Below are 24,673 nucleotides of genomic sequence, written 5' to 3'. Positions count from 1 at the left end.
ACCTGTCGGTGGTGTGTGGGATCGTCAGGTGCAGCACAGTGTCATCAGCAGCTCGGTTCGCCAGCGACGATGGGGGTAGCACGTGTCGATACCGCAAACGGGTGAGATGTCCGGCCACACCGGCCATGCGACGCCGACCGGCCACACCACCTCCCCGCCCGGCGGATCGCCGCTCACCCGCCTGCTGTACAGGTTCTCCACCTACGTGCTCGCGGCACTGCTGGCTCTCGGCCTGATCTTCCAGGGCACGCTGAGCCGCTGGGTGGGTGGGAGCGCGAAACTGCAAACCGCCACAACGATTTTCACCGGAGTCTTCGTCCAGGCAGTGCCCTTCCTGGTGCTCGGCGTCGCCATCAGCGGCGCGATCGCGGCCTTCGTCTCCCCCGAGATGCTGCGGAAACTGCTGCCGCGCAACGAAACCGCGGCCATCGGGGTGGCAGGTCTGGCGGGAATCGCGTTGCCGGGCTGCGAATGTGGAGTGGTGCCGGTATCGCGGCGGCTGATGGATCAGGGCGCACCCGGCGCCGCCGCCTTCGCCTTCCTGCTGTCGGCGCCGGCGGTGAATCCCGTCGTGCTGATCGCCACCGCGGTCGCGTTTCCCGGGCAGCCCGGCATGGTGGCCGCGCGATTCACCGGATCGCTGGCCACCGCCTTCGTCATGGGGTACCTGTGGGCGCGGTTCGGCAGGCCCGAGTGGTTCCGGGCGCGCCCGCCCGGCCATGATCACTGCGCCGCCGGCAGGTCCCGGTGGGAGGTCTTCGCCGAGGCCGCCCGGCACGATTTCATGCAGGCCGCGGCGTTCCTCGTAATCGGCGCCATGGCCGCCGCGGTCCTGCACGTGCTGGTTCCGCCGTCCTGGTACCGGGATCTGTCCGGGCAGCTCATCGTCTCGATCGGGGTGATGGCACTGCTGGCCGTGGTGCTGGCGCTGTGCTCGGAGGCCGACGCCTTCGTCGCGTCGAGCATGTCGGCCCTGCCGCTGCTGCCCCGGCTGGTCTTCCTCGTGGTCGGCCCCGCGGTGGACGTGAAATTGTTCGCGATGCAGGCGGGCACTTTCGGGCGGCGGTTCGCGATTCGCTTCGCGCCCATGACATTCGTGGTGGCGACGGTGTGCGGTGCGGCCGCCGGATATCTGTTCGTGGGGGCGCGATGAACCGGGCGGCGCAGAATTTCGTGCTGCTGCTGATCGGTGCGGCGGTGCTCAGGATCTCGCTCGACGGCACGTTTCTGCGGTACGTCAAGCCCGGGCTGCGGCCGTATCTGATCGTCAGCGGGGCCGCACTGCTGCTGCTCGCCGTCGTCGCGATCGTGCGGGACGTGCGCGGTGACGCGGAACCGGACCACCACCCGGGCCGCCCGCAATGGTTGCTGCTGGCGCCGATCGCCGCGTTGCTGATCATCGTTCCGCCCGCCCTGGGCGCGGTCTCCGTGCAGTCCGGGACCACCGCCCAGGCCAGTATCGCCAAACCCGCCGCCGCGACCGCCGGCGACGACGGCAAATTCCCCTTCTCGCCGATGCCGCCCGGCGATGCCCCCACCATCCGCATGTACGACCTGATCGACCGCGCCTCCTACGATTCCAGTGGCGAGCTGGACCGGCGGCAGGTCACCGTGATGGGCTTCGTGGTCCGCACCGACGAGGACGGCAGTCCCCGCCTCGATGGTGGGCACGACGGACTCGACCTGGCCCGCGTCGTCATCACCTGCTGCGTGGCTGACGCCCAGACCCTGCGCATCCACCTCGACGGCCCGGTCACCCCGCTGCCCGACGACACGTGGGTCTCGGTCCAGGGCAGGATCGTCGCCAACAGCGCCACCCAGGCCGACAACATGACGCCCACCCTCACGGTGACGGAGATGCACACCATCCCTGCCCCCGCCCACGTGTACGGCTAGATGCTGCCCGCGTTCCGGAATCCGCCCTGATCGAACCGGCCCGCACGGGCCGGGTACCTACCGAGAGTCACGCGGGGGTTGACGAAAGAATAGTAAGCGCGCATACTACTTACATGACATTCATCGCCGAAGCCTCCGCAACCTCGACCGCCGCTCCCGCCGCCTTCTTCGCCAAGTGGGCCGACATGGCCACCTGGCCCGAGTGGAATCAGGACACCGAATGGGTCACCCTGGACGGCCCCTTCGCGCAGGGCGCGACCGGCGTGCTGAAGCCCAAGGGCGGGCCGAAGACGCGGTTCGTCGTCACCACGCTCACCGATACGGAATTCGTCGACTCGTCCCGGCTGCTCGGCGCGCGGCTGATCTTCGCGCACGAGATCACCACCGAGGACGGGCGCACCACGGTCAAGGTCCGCATCACGATGGAAGGTCCGCTGCGCGGGCTCTGGACCATGATCATGGGCAAGGATCTGGCCGCCTCGCTGCAGCGCGATGTCGACGCGCTGGTCACGGCCGCCGAGGCGGTGCTGGTATGAGCAGGTACTGGCTCGCCGTCGTCTCGCGGGATCATGTTCGCCGCGGCGTGGAACTCGGCTTCGCACAGGCCAATCACGGCAAGCGCGCGGCAGTCGAACGGATGGGGCCGGGCGACGGACTCGTCTACTACTCCCCCCGCACCGGCATGCGCGAGGGCGCGCAGATCAAATCCTTCACCGCGATCGGCACCGTCGCCGACGGCCCGGCCTGGCAGGTGCACGAGCAGGACGGGTGCTTCCAGCCCTGGCGACGCGCGGTCGACTACGACCGCGAGGCCCGTCAAATCCCCCTCGACGACCTGCGCTCCGAACTCGAGCTGACCAGCACTCCGAACTGGGGAATCGTGCTGCGCCGCGGCATAGTCGAGCTCACCGCCCACGATTTCGGGGTCATCTCGCGCGCTATGGGCGGCCGGTGAATGCGAAGCTGCACAGCGAATTCGAGAACGCCGACGAGAGTCCGGGTCTGTTGCTCTGGCAGGTAACCAATCGCTGGCAGGCCGCCCAGCGCGCCGCACTGGCCCCGTTCGACCTGACCCACGTCCAATTCGTTCTGCTCGCCGCCCTGACCTGGCTTACCGGCCGATCGGGCGGCGAGCCGGTCACCCAACGCGACATCGCCGCGCAGGCCGCCACCGACCCCATGATGACCTCCCAGGTGCTGCGCGCGCTCGAGCAGAAGGGCCTGCTCGAGCGCCGCGACCACCCCACCGACCGCCGCGCCCGATCCCTGGCGCCCACCGAATCCGGTGCGGCCCTGGTGAATCGCGCCATCCATGCGGTGGAGGAGTGCGATCGCGAATTCTTCGCACCGCTCGGCGATCACACCGGGGCCCTCACCGCCGCGCTGCGCCGACTCCGGGACCGCGACACCGGCGGCAAGGGCTAGTCGCTCGGGACCGGTTCGCCCGTCGTGGCGGCCGTGCCGAGTGCGGCGGCGACCGCGGCCTCGGCATGCAGGCGAGTGGTCGGGAAGACCGGGACCGGGCTGTCGTCCGGCCGGATCAGCAGCTCGATCTCGGTACAGCCCAGGATGACGCCCTCGGCGCCGCGCGAGACGAGTTCGTCGATCACCCGCCGGTAGGCGGCGCGTGATTCGGGGCGGATGATGCCCTGGCACAGCTCGTCGTAGATCACGCGGTGCACCATGTCGCGGTCGGCGGGGCCGGGGATCAGCACCTCGAGACCGCGCTCGGCGAGCCTGCCGCGGTAGAAGTCCTGCTCCATCGTGAACGCGGTGCCCAGCAGACCGACCGTCGTCCGGCCCGCCGTCCGCACCGCCGCGGCGGTCGTATCGGCGAGGTGCAGCAACGGGACCGACACCACATCGCTCACCTGATCGGCGACCTTGTGCATGGTATTCGTGCAGATCAGTAGCAGCTCCGCACCCGCTGCCTCCAGCGCCTTCGCGGCCTCGGCCAGGACCTGCCCCGCCCGTTCCCACTCACCGGCCACCTGCATTCGTTCGATCTCCGCGAAGTCGACCGAATACACGATGCACCGCGACGAATGCAGCCCGCCCAGGCGTTCCCGGGTCAACTCGTTCAGAAGTCGGTAGTACTCGGCGGTCGATTCCCAGCTCATCCCGCCGATCAATCCGATGATGCGCACCCGACCAGCCTGGCACAGCCGCACTCCCCGAGGCGCGGCGGCGCTCACCGGATCCGGGCTGACATCGCCTCGGCGCGGGCAATTCCGGCCGCGTGGCCGATTAGGTGAGAAACGCGAATTCAGGTGGTGCGGACGGGATCTGGGCGCGCGATCAGGTCCGCGACGGGTGTGCTGCGGGTGAGGGGGACGCCGAGGCTGTGGGCGTTGCCCTCGAACAGGGCCAGGACCGATTCGGTGAGGATGCCCTCGATCTGGTGCGTGGTCAGGGTGGTGGCGGGGTCGGCACGCCAGCTGGTGACGACGCCGTCCACGAAGCCGATCACACCGAAGGCCATGGGCCGGGCGCGGATCGGATCGATTCCCGAGCGCGTGAGCGCAAGGGCGAACAGACCCGCCAGCCGGCCGCCGATGCGGTCCCGGACGCCCGCCAGGGCCTGAGACGGATCCCCCTGTGGCGCATGACCTTCCAGAAAGCGGTGCAGGCTGGGATGGCGGTCGATCCAGCCGACGTAGGTCGCGATCGCGCCGCGCACCGCGTCCTTCACGGTGCCGTCGGCCCGGAGCGTTGGCATCACCTCGGCCAGCAGCATGTCCAGAATGCGGCGACGAATCTGCTCGTCCAGGTCCGCGCGACCGTCGAAATGACGGTAGACCACCGGGCGCGGCAAGCTCAGGCGATCGGCGATCTGCTGCACCGACACCTCGACGCCGAATTCCTCGATCACCTCGACCGCGGCATCCAGCACCTCGGCGCGGCGGCGCTCCTTGTGCCCGTCCCAGCGGGTGCTGCGACCGTCTGCGGCGCGGCGCGCCGGGGGTTCTCCGCTGGTCCTGGACATATCGAAACGATACCCGGCCGCCTATTGACCGCTACAACTTGTCTCACTAACCTGACTGTTACCGCGTGTATCATTAACTTCGAGAGTGTTGGAGAGCGCCATGGGCAACGACGCCGCATTGCTCCCTTCGAGGGACAACTTCGCGCAGCGCCTGCTGACCGGCTCGGTCAAGAAGTCCTACGACCCGGTGGTCGACCTGGACTGGGACGCCCCGCTGGATCCCGACAAACTGTTCCTGCCGGCCGAGGTCGTCTCCCTCTTCGGCACCAAGCTGTGGGAATCGATGACCCCCGCGCAGCGCCGCGAGCTGTCCCGCCAGGAACTGGCCAACGTGCTGTCGGTCGGCATCTGGTTCGAGAACCTGCTCAACCGGCTGTTGTTGCGGGAGTTGATGAACGACGATCCGACGAGCAGGTATTCGCACTACACACTCACCGAGATGGGCGACGAATGCCGGCACATGATGATGTTCGGCAAGCTGATCGACCGCATCGAGGCGCGTCCCTACTGGCCGACACAGCCTGCACGCCTGCTGATCTCGTCGCTGCAGCTGTTCCTGCGCGGCTCGATGACCTGGGTGGGCGCACTGGTCGGCGAGGAGATCTTCGACGCGCTGCAGCGACGCACCCTCGACGATCCCGAACTGCAGCCGCTGGTCTCGCGCGTGATGCGGATCCACGTCACCGAGGAGGCCCGGCACATCGGCTTCGCCCGTGACGCACTCGCCCGGCGGGTGCCGCAGATGTCGCAGGCCGAATTGGCCTACACCCGACTGTGTGTCGCGGTCGCGGCGTCGCTGTTCGTCCATCTGATGACCAACCGGCACATGTACGCCCGCGCGGGTCTCGACGGCCGCGAGACCGCCCGCATCGCCCGCCGCAACCCGCACTCCAAGCGGGCCCTCGGCATCGGCGCGGCCAACCTCGGTGCGTTCCTGGACAAGCAGGGACTCATCGGCTCGGTCGGCAAGTGGATCTGGCGGCAACAGGGACTGCTCGGATGAGCGATCGGCTCGATCCCTCCACGGATCGGCGCGACACGGTCGGAGCCGACATCGTCATTCTCGGAACAAGTTCCGGCGGGCGCACGGTGTCGGCCGAACTCGACCGCGCCGGTATCGACGAGTACCTCGTCCTCGACATGCAGGATGCGACTGCCGAACGGACCGACGGCACACACCGATCACGGGTCACCGCACTGGATTTCGACGCGGAGGCCGATCGCTGGCAGGTGCACATGACCGACGGCCGGTGCTATCGCCCGCGCCTGGTCATCGCGGCCGTCGGTCCACATCTCGCCGACATTCCTGTCACCGGGCCGGACGGCCTTGTCCTGCACGATATGTGGCGCGACGGCCCGGCGAGCTTCCTCGGTGTTGTCGTGCACGGCCTGCCGAATCTGTTCCTGACGGGATTGGACTGCGGCGGGGCCGGAATCGCTGTACAGGCACGGTATATCCGGCAGTGCGTGCTACTGATGCGCCGCACCGCGAGCACCCGCATCGAGGTGCGGGCGGCCACGCAGCACGAATTCGTCCGGCGCATGAACTCGGCTCCGCTTGCCGCATCGAGGAATTCGGCGGCGCGACGCATCGTCTCCGTGCACCGCGCCCTGCGCCGGCCGCACCGGAGGCATTTCGATCTCACCGTCGCGGCGGATCGCGAACCCGCACACGAGTATTCGGGACCGGCCACCCTCGACGCGCCGGGCGCCGAGGTGGCGGTCACGGTCACCCTGAACGGCCATCCGGACCCGATCGACGGCCGCTATCACTGGTACGGCCGGGTCAGCGGCCCCGACCCGGCCGCCCTGCCCGATCCGGGCCGCGGCTTGGTCCAGTTGACCCTGCCGGGCCGCGCGCCGGCCGCCGCGACGCTGCAGGAGCGCGATACCTGGGGCAACCTCCGGATCGTCGGAGTCGGCAACCCGCCGTATCCGCTGGCGTCGGTGGAATCGTACTGAGGCCACGACGGCGCCGCATCCGCGCGACGGACGCGGCGTCACCTCAGCGCGCTGAGCCGAATCGGCAAGCGGCACCACGCCGATTCACGAATCGGGGTGTGCCGCAGGGCGTCCCGCGGCGATCGGTCCGATCAGAGCACCGATTTCAGCGACTGCTCGTCGCGGGCGACGACCGCGCCCTTGTCGCCCGCGACGATCGGGCGCTGGATCAGCTTCGGATGGTGGGCCAGGGTCTCGATCCAGTGCTCGCGATCGGCCGCGGTGCGCGACCAGCCCGCGATGCCGAGCTCTTCGGCCTCGTCCTCCCCGGTGCGAGTGATGTCCCACGGCTCCAGGCCGAGCCGGTCCAGGATATCGCGAAGCTCCTGCGCCGTCGGCGGCTCCTCGAGGTAGCGGCGCTCGGTGTAGGAGACTCCCGCGTCGTCCAGGGCCTGTTTCGCGGCGCGACTCTTCGAGCACCGCGGGTTGTGCCAGATCTCCATGTGCTCCGATGTCATGAGTACGCAGCCTATCGGGCCGCCGCCGGACACCCGCCTCGGCAGCCGCAGCCCCCCTGGTCAGGGGGGCTGCTACCGCCTACGCGTCATCCCCGGCGGCGGCCACCACCGCTACGGGAGAATCCGGCCAGTCCGCCGGTGCTGCCCGCCGGGGCCGCACCACCGCGCGCGCCCGTACGCTTGCGTGCCCCGGTGTTCGCGGGCGCCGTACTACCGCCGGCATGATTGACCCGGCGTCCGTCCGCATGCGCTTGCTGTGCACCGCCGTCGGCCGATCCGCCGCGCGCTGTCCGCGCACCGGCCCGAGCCCCTTCGGAATCACGGCGCCCGTCGCTACGGCTGTCCGCCGACCTTCCGCGAGAGACATTGTCACGCACGGTGTTCGCCGGGGCGTCCGCACCGCGGCGGCGGCGTCCGTTGCCGGCGCCACCCGATTCGCTCGCGGCCGCCTGCCGGCTGTTCCGCAGCGGCTCATCCGATTTCGCGGACCGGCGCGGTCCCGCGGCGGCGCCGCGGTTCCGGGCGGAATCGGTCCCCTCGGCGCCGCGGCGGGCACCTCGCGCGGGCGCGCCACCGGCCGGGCGGGTGGCCGAGTCGGTGCGTCCACCCCCGGACGTCGCCTTCGTACGCGGCGCGCCCTGCTTCGCCGCGACCTTCTTGGGCTGCTGCTTCGGGGCGGGCGGCGCGGCAGCGACCAGCGGGGCGATCTCGCCGGTGAGATCGGCGACGGACCGCGACTGCGCGGTAACCGGCTGCGGCCGCACCGTGATCGCGGCCTTGCGCATCAGCGCGGCCATGTCCTTGCGCTGCTCGGGCAGGACCAGGGTGACGACGTCGCCGGTGCTGCCGGCGCGGGCGGTGCGACCGGATCGGTGCAGGTACGCCTTGTGCTCGGCGGGCGGGTCGACATGCACCACGAGTTCGACGTCGTCGACGTGCACACCCCGGGCGGCGACATCGGTGGCCACCAGCACCCGCACGGTGCCGTCGGAGAAGGCGGCCAAATTGCGATCGCGCGCACCCTGAGCCAGGTTGCCGTGCAGGTCGACGGACGGAATCCCCTCGGCCGTCAGGGTTTTCGCGAGCTTGCGGGCCTGATGCTTGGTGCGCATGAACAGAATGCGCCGGCCGGTGCCCGAGGCCAGGGTGCGCACGACGTCCTTCTTCACGGCCGGGCTCTGGACCTCGAAGACGTGGTGGGTCATCGCGGCGACCGGCGAGTTCGCCTCGTCCACCGAGTGCAGCACCGCGCCCGGCAGGAACCGCTTGACCAGCTTGTCCACCCCGTTGTCCAGGGTCGCCGAGAACAGCAACCGCTGCCCGTCGGCGGGGGTCGCGGCCAGGATCCGGGTGACCGCGGGTAGGAAGCCGAGGTCGGCCATGTGGTCGGCCTCGTCGATGACGGTGATCTCGACCGCGTCCAGGGCGATCAGCCCCTGCCGCATCAGGTCCTCGAGGCGCCCCGGGCAGGCCACGACGATGTCGACGCCCGCCGCGAGCGCCTTCACCTGCCGGTGCTGCGACACACCGCCGAAGACGGTGGTCACCACCATCGAGTGCGCTGCGGCCAGGGGCTCGAGGGCGGCGGCGATCTGGGTGGCCAGCTCGCGGGTGGGGGCCAGGATCAGCCCGGTGGGGTGCTGGGGACGACGGCGCGCGCCGGCCAGCCGGGCGACCGTCGGAATGGAGAAGGCCAGGGTCTTACCGCTACCGGTCTTACCGCGGCCGAGCACATCTCGGCCCGCGAGGGTGTCGGGCAGGGTGTCGGCCTGGATCGGGAACGGCGCGGTGATACCGGCCCGGTCGAGGGCCGCGACCAGCGTGGCGGGCACGCCGAGGGCGGCGAAGGAGGTGGTGTTCACGGAGTTCGGATGTCTTTCGGGCAGGGGTGCCCGCGTCGCGCGGCAGAATCGCACCGAGCGGGGGCACGCAGTGGCGAGATGGCCGATGGGCCATATCGATCGCCGCAAGGAGTGCCGGTGCCACGCAGCTGGACGCTGGAGTAGGCAAATCTACGACGCTGGGCGCCGGTCGAACCGCGCCCGCCCACCACGATAGCTCAACCATTGCCGAACTACGACTCGATGTAGTGGCCGTCACGTTCCGCGCGGAACCGCTACCGCACGAATTCCTTCGGTAGCCCTGTCGTGCAGAGTGCACAAATTCGCCGCCGAGGCCCTGCTCGATTGCCGGTGGCCTCCCCCCGCCGAGGTGCGGTCCGCTGGAGTTCTACACCGGGGCCGCCACTTTCGGCACCGGCCCGCCGAGCCGAAGGTAGGTCGTGAGTTCACCATCGATGGCCGCCCCCGTCCGCGCGCACGCTGTGCGAGGTGTTCCAGCGCACCGTCGCCGGCCACCCGGACGCGGCGGCCCTGTGCACGCGGGGCGATACCGTGCGAATCACCTGGCACGAGTATGGATCCCGATTGGTGAGCATCAGCGCCACGGGCCTTGCCGCCCTCGGCGTCGGCCGCGGCGACACCGTGGCGCTGATGCTCACCAATCGGCCCGAATTCCACCTGTGCGGCACCGCCGTCCTGCACACCGGCGCAACCCCGTATTCGGTGTACAACACCAATCCGGTCGAGCTGCTCGCCTACCAGTTCGGCAATGCGGGCAACGCGACGGTGATCTGCGAAAACCATTTCGCATCACAGGTTCTCGCGGCAGTCGAGCGGGCCGTCGCGCGAGGACACGAAGTCCGGCATGTGATCTGCGTAGACGAAGCCATATCGGGCACCGTGCCGCTGGCCGCGGTCGAGGCCATGCCCGCACCCGGCTTCGATTTCGAATCGTCCTGGCGCGCGGTCGATCCGGAGGATCTGCTGACGATCGTCTACACCTAGGGCACCACCGGACCGCCCAAGGGCGTCGAGCTCACCCACACCAATTTTCTCGAAAGCGCCCGCATCGTCGAGGAATTCGGCGGCGGCGGCCCGCGGGACCGGATGGTGTCCTATCTGCCGGACGCGCACGCTGCCAACCGCTGGTTCGCGCACTATCCGAGCCTGACCGAGGGCGCTCAGATCACCACCGAACCCGAGCTGGGCCGCGTATTCGAGGCGCTGACCGAGGTCCACCCGACGATCTTCCTCGGCGTGCCGCGCATCTGGGTCAAGGTCGAGGCGGCGCTGGAGCAGCGCCTCGAGGCCGAACGGTTCGCAATACCGTCACCTATCGGCTGGCGCGCGTGCACGAGCTCACCGGCCTGGACCCGCCTCGCCCGACCGACGCGATGACACTGTCCGCCACACGCATCGCGCGGCGGCTCGAGACGTCCGGTTTCGCACCCCGATCCAGACTTTTTGCCTACTGGGCAAATTTTCTCGCTAGGAACTCTTGCCCGATGGGCACCTTTAGGCGCACAATCGAGACATGGCCGACAACCAGCCCCTCGGACTGCGGGAGCGCAAAAAGCTCGATACCCGCAAGGCGCTGAGCGATGCCGCGCTCGATCTGATGGTCGAGCGCGGACTCGAGAACGTGGTGCGGGAGGACATCGCGGCGCGAGCGGGAGTGTCGGTCCGCACCTTCAACAATTACTTCTCGAGCAAATACGACGCCCTGACCTACCGGCAGATCGAGCGGGTCCGGCACAGCGCCGAACTCCTTCGCACGCGCCCTGCGGGCGAACCGCTCTGGACAGCCCTGACCGAGGCGCTGCTCGAGCCGCTGACGTCCGACGGTGCCGGCTATGGCACGCCCACTCCCGCCATCCTCGCCGAAACCCGCAAGCTCTTGGCCGTACCGGAGGTCTACTCCGTCGTCGGATCCCCGGCGGGCGAGGAACTGCTGGCGGCGGTGGCCGATCGCACCAGCACGACACCGGCCGACCTGTATCCGAAGCTCGTCGCCGCGACGATAAATGCCGCCTACGTCACCGCGATCGACGTCTACGTTCATTCCGATCCGCCCGAGCTGATCACCACGATCCTGCGCCGGGCCCTGACCGAACTCGCCCGGGGGCTACCCGACCCGAGCGTCCCACCCACCGCGTAAAACCGCAGTACTCACCGACACCAGAATTCCAGCGCGGGAACGTATTCCACGCGTCGGGGTTCCGGTGACCGAGCATTCGGCGGCCCACCGTCGTGCCGCCGATTCGCGCAACGTCGTGCGGCGCCACGCAATTCCACCGAAATATCAGTCGAAACACCACTTATGACAGGGGTTGATCAGTCATGTCCGAAACACGTACCGATGTAGTCATTTCCGGCGCGGGACCGAACGGTCTCATGCTCGCCTGTGAGCTCGCGCTGGCCGGGGTCCAGGCCGTCGTGCTGGATCCACTCCCTGGCCCGAGCCCGGAGCCGAAGACCAACGGCCTTGTCGGACAGGTGGTCCGGCTCATGGACATGCGGGGGCTCTACCAGACGCCGGACTACGACATCATGGGCAGCGAAACCACCGAGATCCCGGAACCGCTCCCCCGGTACATCTTCAGCGGCATGGGCCTGGAATTGTCCGCGCTGCAGCACAATCCGGTCTACGGCATGGGCATTCCGCAGCCGCGCCTGATCCAGCTGCTGGCCCGGCGCGCCGAAGACCTCGGAATACGGGTCCGCTGGGGCCAGCCGCTCAGCGACCTGCGCGTGGACGGCGACGGCGTCACCGTCACGATCGCCGGACCGGACGGCCCGTATGAGCTCGAAACCCGGTATCTGGTCGGCGCAGACGGCGGAAAGAGCCTGGTGCGCAAGCGAACCGGAATCGAATTCCTGGGCACCTCCGCCGACAACCGGATCACCCGGTTCGGCCACGCGCGGATACCGGACGAGCTGCGGACCGCGACCGGCGGCATCGCCATTCCGGGTGCGGGCGAATTCAACTTCGGCCACAACCGCATCGAGCGCGGCATGTTCATCTTCGCCGAACTCCAGCCCGGCCGACCGCTCATCGGCGTGATGGAGTACGACTGCGATCCCGTGCCGGAGGATGCCCCGGTGACCTTCGAGGAGATCCACGCCGCCGTCGAACGCGTGCTGGGCGTCCCGGTACCGATGGAGCCGCCTGCGGGGCCCGGCCCACATGCGCTGCGCCGCACGGTCGGTCAGCGCACCCTGCTGGCCGAGCACTACCGCCGCGGCGGGATCCTGCTGCTCGGCGACGCCGCGCACGTGCACTCCGCGATGGGCGGCCCGGGGCTGAATCTCGGCCTGCAGGACGCGATCAACCTCGGCTGGAAGCTGGCCGCCGTCGTCCGGGGTGACGCGCTGGCGGATCTGCTGGATACCTATGAGAGCGAACGGTATCCGGTCGCCGAGCGGGTCATGATGCACAGCCTCTCGCAGAGCGCCCTGGTGGCGCCCGGACCGGAGGTGACCGCCCTGCGCGAGCTGTTCGGCGAGCTGTTGCGGCTGCCGGAGGTCGTCGAGCACATCGCGAATCTGCTTGCCGGATCGGATGTTCGGTACGACACCGGTGACACGCATCCACTGTCGGGGCACTTGGTTCCCGAGCTGACCGTCGAAACCTCCGACGGCACCTGGCGGGTCACGGAGCTCCTCCGGTCCGCCCGCCCGGTGCTGCTGGACCTGTCCGGATCGGCGGCCCGGCATGCACGGGAGTGGTCCGACCGCGTGGACATCGTCACCGGTACCGTGCCGGACGCACCGGCCGCCGCGCTGCTGATCCGCCCCGACGGGTACATCGCGTGGGCCACAGACGATTCCGATGTGGAGGGCCTGCACCGGGCGCTGAATCGCTGGTTCGGGCCCGCGCGTGAACTCGCCGAGCTGACCGACCGCTGAGTCGACGCGGTGAAAGGCGGTGGTCCGCAGGCAATTCCGCCGCGGTCCATCGCCTCGTATCTCCGGGCACTCCCACCGCCCGATCGCAATCACTCCGACGCGTTGGTCCGCAGCAATTTCCGTCGCGGACCAACGCCTCGGTCCTCCGGACGCGCCCACCGTCCGATCGCAATCGCCCGGGCCGACGGTGCACCGAAGGTCCGCACGCTCCGGAACCGCTCGACGGTCGTCACAGATGCATCCAGCGTGGCCACACGGCGCTCCAGGGCACGAGCCGGCCGGTACACTTCCAGATCGTGACGTCCTGAGTGTTCCCGGGAAAACCGATCCGTGTATTCAGTTTGCCGATCGGCGTGACATGCTCGAATTGGCTGCGCAGCGCCGGCTCGGTGCCGCCGACGGCGATCACCGCCGTGGCGTTTTCCGGCGGGGTGGCGAAGTAGCCGAAGCCGCGGCTCGGGCTGTAGATCGGGGGCAGGTGGTCGCGGCCGAGCTGATCCAATGCGCTTGCCTGCCAGTATGTGTCGGCGATGATGGCCGCGTGTGCGCGTTCGGCGGGCGAGAGCGCGTCGTACGCCTCGCTGACCGCCTCGTCCAGTTCGGGCCAGCCGAACTGGCCGTACAGCCCGATCTGCACCGCCGCCTCGGTCGCATTGCGCGGCGGCGTGATCTGGTCGGCGGGCCGCCACGGCGCGCCCTCCACGATCAGCAGGGTCCCCGCAATGCCCAGTGCGGCAAGGACAATCGCCACGGTACGTCGCCAGGCGGCCGCCATCCGCCCCATCGCCGCCACGATACCCACCGCACCGGCCGCGATCACCACGGCATACATCCCGGCCGGGTAATACACCCGCCCGCCGGTGGCCGTGAAGGCGATGTACAGCAGGATGAGCGTCGCTCCGAGAAAGCGATAGGGCCGGAACTCCGTGCGCCGCAACAGTACCCAGATTCCGCACAGCAGCAGCGGGGTGCCCAGGAATCCGCACAGCGCCACCGAGACCGGGACGAACAGCAGCCGCCCGCCCAGCACCGCCGCCTCATCCGAGATCTCGCCGCCCATCCCCAGCTGCGGCCAGCCGTGCCCGGCCTGCCAGAGCAGTTCCGGCACACAGGAAATCAGCACGATCAGCCCACCCGCCCACAGCAGCGGCCGTCGCACCAGCTCGCGCGGGCCGACGAGGAGCGCGGATACCGCGACGGCGGCCCAGAAGAACGGAATCAGCCATTTCACCTGCAGATCGACCGCGGTCACCAGGGCCGCGAGCAGCAGCAGCACATCACGGCGGGTCTGCACCCAGCGCACCAGCAACCAGGTGATGATGACCCACAGTGCGGTGTCCACCGCATTCGTCGTCAGCATCGCGCCCTGCGCCAGTAGGAACGGCGAGGTGGCGTATCCGGCGGCCGCGAGGATTTGGGCGACGCGGCTACCGCCGAGTCGGCGTGCCAATTCGGCGCACAGCACCACGGCCACGACCGTGAGCGCGACCGCGGGCAGCCGCAGCGCCAGATACGAACCGGGCACGAGCGTGTCCATCACCCGTGCCAGCAGCGGCAGCACCGGTCCCTGGTCAGCGTATCCCCAGGCGAGGCGCCGCCCGGCGGCCAGGAAGTACAGCTCGTCCCCGAAATATCCATAGCGCGAGGCGGAGAACAGCAGCGCCGCCGCCGAGGCCACGGCGATCGCTGCGACGGCAGCCAGGGCGCGCGGCGGCTCGGCGGCCGCCACGTCGTCGATCGGACGTTCCACCACATCGGTCATCGACGGCGCTCCTGCACGAATCTGAACAGCGGACTCGCCGAATCTATCGACCCGGGCGGGCCCTGCCATCCACCCTGTGGGCGAGTCACGATCAGCCTTGCGGCGTAGCCGGGGTTTACGTCCACACGCGGTATCCGAATCCGGCCGGCGTCGATAGGCTGTTGCCGGGTGTACTGACAAGGAGCGGACATGACCTCGGATTTATCGGCGCCCAACCCGTACGGCACCCCGTCGACCTCGGGGCTCGGTGGCCCCATGCGATTTCAGGGGGCGATGAACGGGTTCGTCGGATTGCTGCTGCGGGTGCCCGGGCTCGGCTCGATCGTCGGGCGCAGGCTGCTGGTGCTGCACGTGGTCGGGCGGAAATCCGGTAAGCGCTACGACATTCCGGTTGCCTACACCCGTCACGAGGACGCGCTGCTGATCGGCACCGCACTGCATCCGTGGGTGAAGAACATTCGCAAGGACGCACCCGTCCGGGTGTCGATGGGGGGCCGGCCGCGCACCGCCGCGGCCGAGGTGTGCACCGACGTGGAGACGGTGATGCGGCTGTACGAGATCATCGCCCGCGACAATCGCCAGAACGCGGGTTTCAACGGCATCGGCTTCGATGCCTCCGGCGACCCCAACCGGGCCGACATCTACCAGACCTGGCAGCAGGGCGGCGCGGTCATCCGGCTCACCCTCGAATAGGGTCATCGGCCGATACACCCTGCGCGCCAACCGACTTCGCCGCGGCCAACGCCGTTCCGGTCCGCGCGGACCGGAACGGCGGCCGTTACCTCAGGCGGGGTGCGCCTCGAGGTAGAAATCGACGGAGATGACGTTCAGGATCTGACGCACTCCCAGCGGAGCCCAGGAGACTGCCGCGTCGTGGCGCACCACGGGATCGGTGAGGGTGATCGTGTGGCCACCGGTCTCGAGCTCGAATTCCCCGGCTGCCAGCACGTTCTTGACCCAGTCCGAGTCCCTGCCGTAGGTGAGGGCGATCCGGTAATCCGCGCCGTGGGAGAACACGTTCACCGGGGTGTGATAGACGCGGCCGGACCTGCGCCCGGAGTGCACGACGATGCCGAATCCGGGCGCCCACCCGGCGACCAGACCCGACACCCGGTTGGTGACCTGCCGATTGAACTTCGCCAAAGCCTGTGGCAGCGGCATATTCCATCCCCTCTCGGAAGTCCCTGCGCACCACACGCTACGCCGCGCTGGAGGATCCGCGGCGCGATCAGGGTCCCGGCACGGCAACGATCCGGCCCACACCGGGCCACGCTGGGGAAGCCCCCGTAAGGGCCGCGATCAGGCTCGAACGAACCGCACCTGCCGCCCGGGCCGGGCCTGGGCCAGCGCGTCGATATCGGCGTCCAGGACCGTGCCGATCACCGGGTAGCCCCCCGTGATCGGATGGTCGGACAGGAACACCACCGGCTGGCCCGAGGGTGGTACCTGGATCGCGCCCAGCGGCATCCCCTCGGTGGGCAGTTCGGCGGAATCGACGCGGGTCAGCGGCGGCAGCTCGGATCCCCGCTCGAGCCGCACCCCGACGCGATCGACATCGGGGCTGACCCGCCACGGACCGGCGAACAGATCCTCCGGACGGGCGAACCAGTCCTGGCGCGGACCCAGCAGCACCCGCGCGGTGATCATGGCGTCGGTCACCGCGGCGACCGGGGCGACGTCCACCTCCGGCCAGCGCGCGGGCGGCGGTCCCACCGGCAGCTCGTCCCCCGCCCGGAGTGGTTCGGGCCCGATGCCGGCGAGGGTGTCGCGGCTACGGGAGCCCAGCACCGGCGCGACCGCGATCCCGCCGCGCACGGCCACGTAGCAGCGCATCCCGGTGCTGGCCACCCCGAGCGTCAACCGCTGCCCGGCCTCCGGGCGCAGCACCGAGGCGTGTGCGGCGGGCCGCCCGCCCAGGGCGATGGGGGCCGGGGCGCCGGTCACCGCGACCACCGCCGGCGCGGTGAACTCCAGGACCAGACCGCCCAGCAGACATTCGACCGCCGCCGCGGATTCGTCGTTGCCGACCAGCCGGTTCGCCAGCGTGAACGAGCGCCGATCGGCGGCGCCGGAGACACCGACCCCGGCCGAGAACCATCCGGCTCGCCCGAGATCCTGAATCGTGCTGAACATGCCGGGCGCGACTACTCGCACCGGCGCGGTTGTCGTCTCGCCGGCGGCCGCACCGCGGGTTGGCGCAGGCCGGGTCACGCGGCACCTCCCCGGCCTCCGCGTACCGTTCCCCCGGCATCGGAAACAGTCATCGTCCAACCCATTTCGCTCGTCGCGCCCATGCTCGATCCGGCCATCCGGACCGCGGGCGATACCCGCCGCACGCTCGGCGGCGCACAGTTCCATCTCGGAGTCCATGGTCCGCCCGCACGGCTGCCCAAGCCTCCACCTTGACGAAATACGCTGCGGCGCTCAGCAACCGAACCGTCACTCACCACCACCTCGGCGCAGCGGGCGGTGACCCGCGTATACGCCACGGACCCCGCCTTCTCGGAACCTTGGCAGTGCATCGCCGCGATCATGATGGTTCCACGGCTACGAAGCGCACGAGGGTGCCCGGGCGGAGCAGGGCCGGTTCGGGACGGTCCAGATCCCACAGGCGGGCCTGGGTGGTACCGATGATCCGCCAGCCGCCGGGTGAGGTGCGGGGGTAGACGGCGCTGTATCCGCCGGCCAGGGCCACCGCACCTGCGGGGACCGCCGTGCGCGACTGATCCCGGCGCGGCACCTCCAGGCCCGCCTCGGGCGCCTCCAGGTAACCGAATCCGGGGGCGAACCCGATGAATGCGCATCGCCATCGGGCCGCGGTGTGCCGCGCGATGAGCTCGGATTCGGTGATGCCGAGCAGCGCCGCCGTCTCCGCGAGATCCTCGCCGCCATAGCGGACCGGAATCTCAACGGCGGCAGCGGCATCCGCCGTCCTTTGCGTATCACCTTCCACCGCGTTGACGGCCCGCAGTCGCTTCTCGACCGCCGCCGCATCCGCCCGGGGCTGTAAGGTCACCAGTACCGTTCGCGCGGCGGGCAGGATGTCGCTCACCCCGGGGATCGGTGTGCCTTGCAGCCGAGAGATCAACTCCGCCAGAGTATTCCGGTTTGGCGGCTCCAACAGCAGCGCCCTGTCCCCAGCACGGCGAACGATCAGCTCCGCCCCGGCGGGCGTCCTACTCATGAGACCACCCCGCAGCCCGTCGCGACCGGTACGAACCCCTTTTGTCGGCGGATAACCGCTCGCCCATACCGCCGTCGTCGGCCATCGTCGCTACCTCTGCACAGATCTCCGTCATCGCAGCGGACCCGGTCCGCCCGTTACCTCGGGGCCGCGCGCATCGGCGGTCTCATCAGGTCGACAGGCCGCCGCGCCCGCGGTCCCGTCCGCCCCGACGTCACACCCGGTCGCAGTCGCCGGGCGCGGCCCACGTCCGCGGCCGGCCGCGACCGAGCTCGAATCCATGCCGAGCGGCAGACCGGCGGTCCTCGTAGTCCATTCGCCGCTATCGGTCATGTGAACGCACCCACCTCGATTCCCTTGCCGGTCAGCGCATCACGGATGGCCCGGGCCATCGCGACCGCTCCCGGCGAGTCGCCGTGCACGCACAGGCTGCGCACGGGCACCGCGACCGATTCGCCGTCCGGATCGCGTGTCGCACCGTCGACCGCGATCGAAATCGCCTGCGCCAGTGCGGATTGCTCGTCGAGAACGCTACCGGGGCGACCGCGTGGCACCAGCGTGCCCGCCGAGGTGTAGGCCCGATCGGCGAATCCCTCTGCACAGAACTCGATTCCGGCCTCCGCGGCAGCGGTCTCATGCTGCGATCCAGGCAGCCCGAGTAGACTCAGCCCGCCGTATCGTGCCACCGCGGCCGCGATCGCCCGCGCGATATCACCGTCGACGGCCGCCGAATTATACAGTGCACCATGCGGTTTCACGTAGCGTACGCGATCGCCCGCCGCCCGGGCGAACGCGTCCAGCGCGCCGATCTGATAGAGACATTCGTCGGTCAGCTCCCGCGGCGGCACCGCGATCGCACGGCGGCCGAATCCGGCCAGGTCGCGGTACGAAATGTGGGCGCCGATCCGGACCCCGCGCGACACGGCGAGCTCGCAGGTGCGGCGCATGATCGACGGATCCCCGGCATGGAAGCCGCAGGCAATGTTGGCGCTGGTGACGATCTCCAGCAGGGCGTCGTCGTCGCCCATCGACCAGGCCCCGAAACCCTCGCCCAGATCGCTGTTCAGATCGAACATCACCCACGCCTCCTTCATCGAATCCCGCCGTGTAGCAATTATTCCCGGACTCACGCCAACTCCCGGCCGCGCGTCTCGGGCATCCAGAACAGCGCCAGCACCGCCAGCGCGTACCCGAACGCACCGAAGAGCATCGCGCCCGTCAGCCCCAGCGACGTGGCGGCCAGGTAGCCCACCACGGTCGGGAACACCGCGCCCACACCGCGGCCGAAGTTGTAGGTGAAACCCTGTCCGGTGCCACGACACCGGGTCGGATACAGCTCTGCCAAGTATGAACCGAATCCGGAGAAGATCGCCGAGGTGGAGAATCCCAGCGGCACGCCCAGCAGCAACACCAGGGTATTGGCGCCGTGCGGCACCTGGGTGTACGCGACCATGAACACCACCGACAGCACCGCGAACAGCTGGATGGTCCGCTTGCGGCCCAGGCGGTCGGCCAGCAGGCCACCGCAGACGTAGCCGACGAACGCTCCGCCGATGAGGAAGACCAGATAGCCGCCGGTGCCGACCACGGTCAGGTGGCGGCTCTTCTTCAGGAAGGTCGGCAGCCAGGTCGCCAGGGTGTAGTAGCCACCCTGCACTCCGGTCGCCATCACCGAGGCGAGAAACGTGGTGCGGGCCAGCTCGCCGGAGAAGATCGCGCGGAAACGGCCACGTTCGGCCGGGGTCCGCTCCCGGGCCCGAGTGGCGGCGTCCGCATCGGTGATGCCGCGCCGGATCCAGAGGATCAGCAGCGCGGGCAGTGCGCCGGTGAAAAAGAGCACCCGCCAGGCGATCCGCTCATCGAACAACTGGAACACGACGGTATACACGCACACGGCCAGGCCCCACCCGACCGCCCACGCGCTCTGCACGTAACCCAGCGCCCGGCCCCGGAACCTCGGATCGGCGTACTCGGCGACCAGGATCGCGCCCACGGCCCACTCACCCCCGAAGCCCAGGCCCTGCAGCGCGCGGAAGACCAGCAGGCTCTCGAAGTTCCAGGCGACGCCGCACAGCACGGTGAACACCGCGTACATCGCGATCGTCACCTTCAGCGCGTAGACCCGGCCGAGGCGGTCGGCCAGCACACCCGCGAGAGCGCCCCCGACCGCCGACACGACCAGCGTGACGGTGGTGAGCAGACCGGACTGGCCGGTGCTGATCGCGAAGTACGACGCGATCGCGCCCAGGGCCAGCGGCAGCACCTGAAAGTCGTAGGAGTCCATCCCATACCCGCCGAACGCCCCGAAGAAGGCGCGGCGGCCGATGGGGCCCAGGGTGCGGAACCAGTCGAACGGCCGGGTCGGCGCGTCGGACGTGCTGGTGGACAGATCGGTCATAGTGACCCCTCGAGTCTCAACGGGGTGGGTGTGGCAGGGATCTCATCGTACAAATCGTTCTACGATCCGGCAATACTTCGATCCAATCGTTCGGAGAAGGCCGGGGTAATCTCAGGGAAGAGGACTTGACCGCTCGGGTGAACAGGGAAGGTGGCGATGACGTCGGCGATATCGGGCGGCACCGGCGATTCGTACGAGGTGCTCGCGTCTCATCGCGCCCACCTCGGCCGCGCGGGCCTGTCCAGCCAGGTCGCGGATATCGTCCGTGATCGGATCCTGGACGGGCACTTCCGTCCGGGAACCCGCCTGTCCGAGCCGGATATCTGTGCGGCCCTCAAGGTTTCGCGCAACACCGTCCGCGAGGCCTTCCGCACGCTGATGCAGGAGCGGCTGGTCGCCCACGAGCTCAATCGCGGTGTGTTCGTGCGGATTCCGCTCCCCGAAGACGTCGCCGAGGTGTACAAGTGCAGGCGAGTGGTGGAATGCACTGCGCTGCGCGAACATCCGCGCACCGGACTGAGCCTGAAGCCGCTGCTGTCCCTGCTCGAGCGCGCGGACGAATTTGCGGCCCAGGGAGATTGGACCGGCGTCGGCACCGTCGACGTGGAGTTCCACCGGGCGATCACCGCGCTCAACGATTCGCGGCTGCTGGATGCGATGATGGCCGGGGTCTGGAACGAGCTGCGGCTGATCTTCCACGTGGTGGCGCGCCCGGATGTGTTCCACAGCCCGTATCTGCGCCGCAATCACGAGGTGTTCGAGGCGCTGGAGCGCGGCGAGGCCACGGCGGCGGCCGATATGCTGGCCGACTATCTGCGCGACGCGCAGGCCCAGATCCTGGCGGCCTACGCCGAGATCGACACCGATTTCTGAGAATCCGCAGGAGGCGCGCGGTGGGTGAGACGATCGCGGTCTACGACCGCGAGGGACGCGAGACCGGCAGCGCCGACCGCGCCGAGGTGTACGCCCGGGGCCTGTGGCACGCCAGCGCGGGCGTGCTGGTGCGATCGCGCGACGACGAGCGGATCTATGTGCACCGCCGTACCGACACGAAGATGGTCTTCGCCGGAATGCACGACTGCCTGGCGGGCGGCGTGCTGGATCCCGGCGAGGATCCGGCGGAGGCGGCCGTCCGCGAGCTGGGCGAGGAACTCGGAATCGTCCTCGGCGAGACCGACTCTCCGCCGCGGCTTCGCGCGCGGGCCGCGTGGGACGGTCAATGGCTCGGCAGGCCGATGCGCTGCCATCTGTTCGCCTACGAGCTGCACTACGACGGCCCCATCCGGCATCAGCCCGAGGAGATCGCCGCCGGCTGGTGGTGGACCGACGCGGAACTGCGCGCACACCTCGGGGATCCGCGGTGGCCGTTCGTCCCCGATACCCGGGTACTGCTTGCGGACCTCCTGCGCTGACCACCTGTTTCCGGACGGAAATGGTCCGGCATCCGGCGCCCGCCCGCGCGAGACGACGATTAGCGCGCCGGGACAACGGGTAAGTGCTAGCGGACAACGGGTATCGGCTTTCCGCGGACACCCGCCATACGAGATGGCATGATCCGCGACTGACCCGCCATCCCGTCCCGCTATGAAGGAGCCCCACGCCGGTGAAGAGCGTTCCGCAGACCCCGCAGCCCGACGTCGACAGGCGACCGCGAGGCGCCGCCATCCGGCGGATCGGCCTCGCGGCCGCCGGTGTGGCCATCGCACTCCTGGCCACCGGCCGGGCGCTGGCGGCGCCGGTCCCACTGCACACCAACACCCCCGGCTGCCTGCCCGCCGCCCCCGGACAGTCGAACGGCAAGCAGTGGCCGAATCCGCCGGGTATATCGATCAATACACACGCCAACTACACCGCGGTCCTGCAGACCAACTGCGGCACCATCACCGCCTCGCTCAATGCCGCGAAAGCGCCGGTCACCGTCAACTCGTTCGTCTTCCTGGCCGGCCAGCAGTACTTCGACCGCACCCACTGCCATCGGCTGACCACCGAGGGCATCTTCGTGCTGCAGTGCGGCGACCCGACCGGTAGCGGCTCGGGCGGGCCGGGCTACAAGTTCCAGGACGAGAACCTGGCGGGCGCGACCTACCCGGCGGGCACCGTCGCGATGGCGAACGCGGGCCCCAACACCAACGGCAGCCAGTTCTTCCTGGTGTACAAGGACTCTCAGCTGCCCCCGAACTACACCCCCTTCGGCCGCATCACCGGCGGCACGGACGTCCTGCAGAACATCGCGGCGGGCGGCACCCGGGACGGCTCGGGCGACGGCGCCCCCAAGTCCGACATCGTCCTGCAAACGGTCACCACCCACCCCTGAGCATCCCCCGGAAAGAGCGAGGGCCGCAGCCTCATTGAGGCTGCGGCCCTTGTGTTTTGCGGGCTTACAGGTACTGGCCCGTGTTCGACTCCGTATCGATCGCGCGGCTGGCGCTGGCGTTCTTGCCGGTGACCAGCGTACGGATGTACACGATCCGCTCACCCTTCTTACCCGAGATGCGGGCCCAGTCATCGGGATTCGTGGTGTTGGGCAGGTCCTCGTTCTCGGAGAACTCGTCCACGATCGAATCGAACAGATGCTGGATGCGCAGACCCGGGTTGCCGGTGTCGAGCACGGACTTGATCGCGTACTTCTTGGAGCGGTCCACGATGTTCTGGATCATGGCGCCGGAGTTGAAGTCCTTGAAGTACAGGACCTCCTTGTCACCATTGGCGTAGGTAACCTCCAGGAAGCGGTTGTCCTCGCTCTCGGCGTACATGCGGTCGACGACGCGTTCGATCATCGTCTGCACACACTTGGTGCGGTCGCCGCCGAACTCGGCGATGTCGTCGGCGTGCAGGGGCAGGGTCTCCGTGAGGTACTTGGAGAAGATGTCCTGCGCTGCCTCGGCATCCGGCCGCTCGATCTTGATCTTCACATCGAGGCGACCGGGCCGCAGGATGGCCGGGTCGATCATGTCCTCGCGGTTGGACGCGCCGATCACGATGACGTTCTCGAGGCCCTCTACGCCGTCGATCTCCGACAGCAGCTGCGGCACGACCGTGGTCTCCACGTCGGACGACACACCCGAGCCACGAGTGCGGAAGATCGAGTCCATCTCGTCGAAGAACACGATCACGGGGGTGCCCTCGGACGCCTTCTCGCGCGCCCGCTGGAAGATGATCCGGATGTGCCGCTCGGTCTCGCCGACGAACTTGTTCAGCAGCTCGGGGCCCTTGATGTTCAGGAAGAACGACTTGGCTTCCTTCGCGTCCTCACCCCTCGCCTCGGCGATCTTCTTGGCCAGGGAGTTGGCCACCGCCTTGGCGATCAGCGTCTTACCGCATCCGGGCGGGCCGTAGAGCAGCACGCCCTTGGGCGGGCGCAGCGCGTACTCGCGGAACAGATCCTTGTGCAGGAAGGGCAGCTCCACCGCGTCGCGGATCTGCTCGATCTGCCGGGACAGGCCGCCGATGTCCTCGTAGCCGACATCCGGCACCTCCTCGAGGACCAGATCCTCGACCTCGGCCTTGGGGATGCGCTCGAAGGCGAATCCGGCCTTGGTGTCGACCAGCAGCGAATCGCCCGCGCGCAGCCGCCGGATGGGGCGATCGGGATCCTCCACGTCGTCCACGTCGACCAGCGCGGACAGCGGGCCTGAGAGCCACACCACGCGCTCCTCGTCGGCATGGCCGACCACCAGCGCGCGGCGACCATCGTCGAGGACCTCGCGCAGGGTGCCGAGCTCACCGGTCTGGTCGAAGCTGCCCGCCTCCACGACCGTCAGTGCCTCGTTCAGGCGCACGGACTGCCCGTAGTGCAGGACGGTGGTGTCGATATTCGGCGAACACGTCAGGCGCATCTTGCGTCCGGAGGTGAACACGTCGACCGTCTGATCGTCGTAGACGCCGATCAGCACGCCGTAGCCACTCGGAGGCTGGCCCAGCCGATCGACCTCCTCGCGCAGGGCCACCAGCTGCTGACGAGCCTCCTTGAGGGTGTCCATCAGCTTGGTGTTGCGAATTGTCAGCGAATCGACGCGCGCTTCCAATTCTCTTGCACGATCCGGCGAGTCGGCGAGTTGCCTTCGGAGTGCAGCCGCCTCGGCGCGTACTACCTCGAGTTCTCTCCAGGCCGCCGAATCCGAATTCTCGATGGGGCTCATGATGCTGCTCCTCCCAGTCCCGGTCTATCAACGCTACCGGGCGCGAACCGTTCTCGCTTTCCGACATGGTTTCGTCGTGATCACATCTAGGCCGCGTTC

Annotated in this window: 25 protein-coding genes and 1 pseudogene; 15 read left to right on the top strand and 11 right to left on the bottom strand. The window is 69.0% G+C overall.

From position 1 onward, the window contains the following. The first annotated feature begins 82 nt into the window (after positions 1–82). The 5 genes from KO481_RS11000 (at position 83) to KO481_RS10980 (ending at position 3,321) form a co-directional block, all read left to right on the top strand. Complete coding sequence (locus tag KO481_RS11000) at positions 83–1,153, top strand: permease (protein WP_308166505.1); 1,071 nt, start codon at positions 83–85, stop codon at positions 1,151–1,153. Next, entirely contained in the window at positions 1,150–1,896 is a 747-nt protein-coding gene (locus KO481_RS10995; RefSeq protein WP_215916948.1) for a TIGR03943 family putative permease subunit, read from the top strand. Before KO481_RS11000 ends, KO481_RS10995 begins: the two co-directional genes overlap by 4 nt. Before the next feature lie 113 nt (positions 1,897–2,009). Beyond that, the gene (locus KO481_RS10990) at positions 2,010–2,432 is read left to right on the top strand and encodes an SRPBCC family protein (protein ID WP_215916947.1); all 423 of its coding nucleotides are present in this window, start codon (positions 2,010–2,012) and stop codon (positions 2,430–2,432) included. Further along, positions 2,429–2,851 (top strand): EVE domain-containing protein, encoded by a 423-nt coding sequence (locus KO481_RS10985; protein WP_215916946.1) that lies wholly within the window; start codon positions 2,429–2,431, stop codon positions 2,849–2,851. The genes KO481_RS10990 and KO481_RS10985 overlap by 4 nt, the downstream gene beginning before the upstream one ends. After that, on the top strand, positions 2,848–3,321 hold the full coding sequence (locus KO481_RS10980) for a MarR family winged helix-turn-helix transcriptional regulator (RefSeq protein ID WP_215916945.1): 474 nt from the start codon (positions 2,848–2,850) through the stop codon (positions 3,319–3,321). The genes KO481_RS10985 and KO481_RS10980 overlap by 4 nt, the downstream gene beginning before the upstream one ends. Here the strand turns inward: KO481_RS10980 and KO481_RS10975 are convergent. Then, positions 3,318–4,043 (bottom strand): aspartate/glutamate racemase family protein, encoded by a 726-nt coding sequence (locus tag KO481_RS10975; RefSeq protein WP_215916944.1) that lies wholly within the window; start codon positions 4,041–4,043, stop codon positions 3,318–3,320. The two genes, KO481_RS10980 and KO481_RS10975, sit on opposite strands and share 4 nt — an antisense overlap. A gap of 119 nt (positions 4,044–4,162) precedes the next feature. Further along, positions 4,163–4,882 (bottom strand): TetR/AcrR family transcriptional regulator, encoded by a 720-nt coding sequence (locus KO481_RS10970; protein WP_215916943.1) that lies wholly within the window; start codon positions 4,880–4,882, stop codon positions 4,163–4,165. 100 nt (positions 4,883–4,982) lie between these two features. Here KO481_RS10970 and KO481_RS10965 point away from each other — a divergent pair, with 100 nt between their 5' ends. Next, positions 4,983–5,885, top strand: coding sequence for an AurF N-oxygenase family protein (locus tag KO481_RS10965; protein WP_215916942.1), 903 nt, complete (start codon positions 4,983–4,985; stop codon positions 5,883–5,885). Further along, on the top strand, positions 5,882–6,844 hold the full coding sequence (locus tag KO481_RS10960; RefSeq protein ID WP_245400735.1) for a DUF4873 domain-containing protein: 963 nt from the start codon (positions 5,882–5,884) through the stop codon (positions 6,842–6,844). Before KO481_RS10965 ends, KO481_RS10960 begins: the two co-directional genes overlap by 4 nt. A gap of 131 nt (positions 6,845–6,975) precedes the next feature. Here KO481_RS10960 and KO481_RS10955 read toward each other — a convergent pair whose 3' ends face one another. After that, positions 6,976–7,341: an arsenate reductase family protein gene (locus KO481_RS10955; RefSeq protein ID WP_215916941.1), complete on the bottom strand. Its 366-nt coding sequence runs from the start codon at positions 7,339–7,341 to the stop codon at positions 6,976–6,978. An 86-nt stretch (positions 7,342–7,427) separates the two neighbouring features. Then, positions 7,428–9,227 (bottom strand): DEAD/DEAH box helicase, encoded by a 1,800-nt coding sequence (locus tag KO481_RS10950; protein WP_215917341.1) that lies wholly within the window; start codon positions 9,225–9,227, stop codon positions 7,428–7,430. 435 nt (positions 9,228–9,662) lie between these two features. Between KO481_RS10950 and KO481_RS10945 the strand changes: the two are divergent. From KO481_RS10945 to KO481_RS10935, 4 genes and pseudogenes are all read left to right on the top strand, one after another. Next, positions 9,663–10,490, top strand: a pseudogene (locus KO481_RS10945) (AMP-binding protein); the annotation flags it as partial. After that, complete coding sequence (locus KO481_RS42895) at positions 10,397–10,780, top strand: helix-turn-helix domain-containing protein (protein WP_308166576.1); 384 nt, start codon at positions 10,397–10,399, stop codon at positions 10,778–10,780. The pseudogene KO481_RS10945 and the gene KO481_RS42895, both read left to right, overlap by 94 nt. After that, positions 10,717–11,340, top strand: a complete 624-nt coding sequence (locus KO481_RS10940) for a TetR/AcrR family transcriptional regulator (protein WP_215916940.1) — start codon at positions 10,717–10,719, stop codon at positions 11,338–11,340. The genes KO481_RS42895 and KO481_RS10940 overlap by 64 nt, the downstream gene beginning before the upstream one ends. 182 nt (positions 11,341–11,522) lie before the next feature. After that, positions 11,523–13,091: an FAD-dependent monooxygenase gene (locus KO481_RS10935; RefSeq protein WP_215916939.1), complete on the top strand. Its 1,569-nt coding sequence runs from the start codon at positions 11,523–11,525 to the stop codon at positions 13,089–13,091. A 229-nt stretch (positions 13,092–13,320) separates the two neighbouring features. On the opposite strand, the gene KO481_RS10930 is transcribed toward KO481_RS10935, so the two are convergent. Beyond that, complete coding sequence (locus KO481_RS10930) at positions 13,321–14,853, bottom strand: glycosyltransferase family 39 protein (RefSeq protein WP_215916938.1); 1,533 nt, start codon at positions 14,851–14,853, stop codon at positions 13,321–13,323. A 189-nt stretch (positions 14,854–15,042) separates the two neighbouring features. Here KO481_RS10930 and KO481_RS10925 point away from each other — a divergent pair, with 189 nt between their 5' ends. Beyond that, positions 15,043–15,546: a nitroreductase family deazaflavin-dependent oxidoreductase gene (locus tag KO481_RS10925; RefSeq protein ID WP_215916937.1), complete on the top strand. Its 504-nt coding sequence runs from the start codon at positions 15,043–15,045 to the stop codon at positions 15,544–15,546. A gap of 90 nt (positions 15,547–15,636) precedes the next feature. Here KO481_RS10925 and KO481_RS10920 read toward each other — a convergent pair whose 3' ends face one another. The 5 genes from KO481_RS10920 to KO481_RS10900 all read right to left on the bottom strand — a co-directional run bounded on the left by KO481_RS10920 (position 15,637) and on the right by KO481_RS10900 (position 20,435). After that, positions 15,637–16,014: a nitroreductase family deazaflavin-dependent oxidoreductase gene (locus tag KO481_RS10920; RefSeq protein ID WP_215916936.1), complete on the bottom strand. Its 378-nt coding sequence runs from the start codon at positions 16,012–16,014 to the stop codon at positions 15,637–15,639. Between the two features lie 138 nt (positions 16,015–16,152). Continuing rightward, positions 16,153–17,007 (bottom strand): 5-oxoprolinase subunit C family protein, encoded by an 855-nt coding sequence (locus tag KO481_RS10915; RefSeq protein ID WP_308166575.1) that lies wholly within the window; start codon positions 17,005–17,007, stop codon positions 16,153–16,155. 376 nt (positions 17,008–17,383) lie between these two features. Further along, positions 17,384–18,037, bottom strand: a complete 654-nt coding sequence (locus tag KO481_RS10910; protein ID WP_215916935.1) for a 5-oxoprolinase subunit B family protein — start codon at positions 18,035–18,037, stop codon at positions 17,384–17,386. Positions 18,038–18,366: 329 nt separating this feature from the next. After that, positions 18,367–19,116, bottom strand: coding sequence for a LamB/YcsF family protein (locus KO481_RS10905; protein ID WP_215916934.1), 750 nt, complete (start codon positions 19,114–19,116; stop codon positions 18,367–18,369). Positions 19,117–19,163: 47 nt separating this feature from the next. After that, positions 19,164–20,435: an MFS transporter gene (locus KO481_RS10900; protein ID WP_215916933.1), complete on the bottom strand. Its 1,272-nt coding sequence runs from the start codon at positions 20,433–20,435 to the stop codon at positions 19,164–19,166. A gap of 156 nt (positions 20,436–20,591) precedes the next feature. Here KO481_RS10900 and KO481_RS10895 point away from each other — a divergent pair, with 156 nt between their 5' ends. From KO481_RS10895 to KO481_RS10885, 3 genes are all read left to right on the top strand, one after another. Continuing rightward, a complete protein-coding gene (locus KO481_RS10895) occupies positions 20,592–21,308 on the top strand; it encodes a GntR family transcriptional regulator (RefSeq protein ID WP_215916932.1) in 717 nt (238 codons plus the stop codon). 20 nt (positions 21,309–21,328) lie between these two features. Further along, complete coding sequence (locus KO481_RS10890) at positions 21,329–21,847, top strand: NUDIX hydrolase (RefSeq protein ID WP_215916931.1); 519 nt, start codon at positions 21,329–21,331, stop codon at positions 21,845–21,847. A 191-nt stretch (positions 21,848–22,038) separates the two neighbouring features. Further along, on the top strand, positions 22,039–22,749 hold the full coding sequence (locus KO481_RS10885; protein WP_308166502.1) for a peptidylprolyl isomerase: 711 nt from the start codon (positions 22,039–22,041) through the stop codon (positions 22,747–22,749). A 64-nt stretch (positions 22,750–22,813) separates the two neighbouring features. Here the strand turns inward: KO481_RS10885 and arc are convergent, their stop codons facing one another. Beyond that, positions 22,814–24,574, bottom strand: a complete 1,761-nt coding sequence (gene arc / locus KO481_RS10880; RefSeq protein ID WP_215916930.1) for a proteasome ATPase — start codon at positions 24,572–24,574, stop codon at positions 22,814–22,816. Between the last annotated feature and the right edge of the window lie 99 nt (positions 24,575–24,673).

This window comes from Nocardia albiluteola, assembly GCF_018860155.1.
In the GTDB taxonomy this organism is placed as follows: Bacteria; Actinomycetota; Actinomycetes; order Mycobacteriales; family Mycobacteriaceae; genus Nocardia; species Nocardia albiluteola.
Note: the sequence above shows the minus strand (reverse complement) of the source record. Positions and strands in the feature narration are given on the sequence as shown.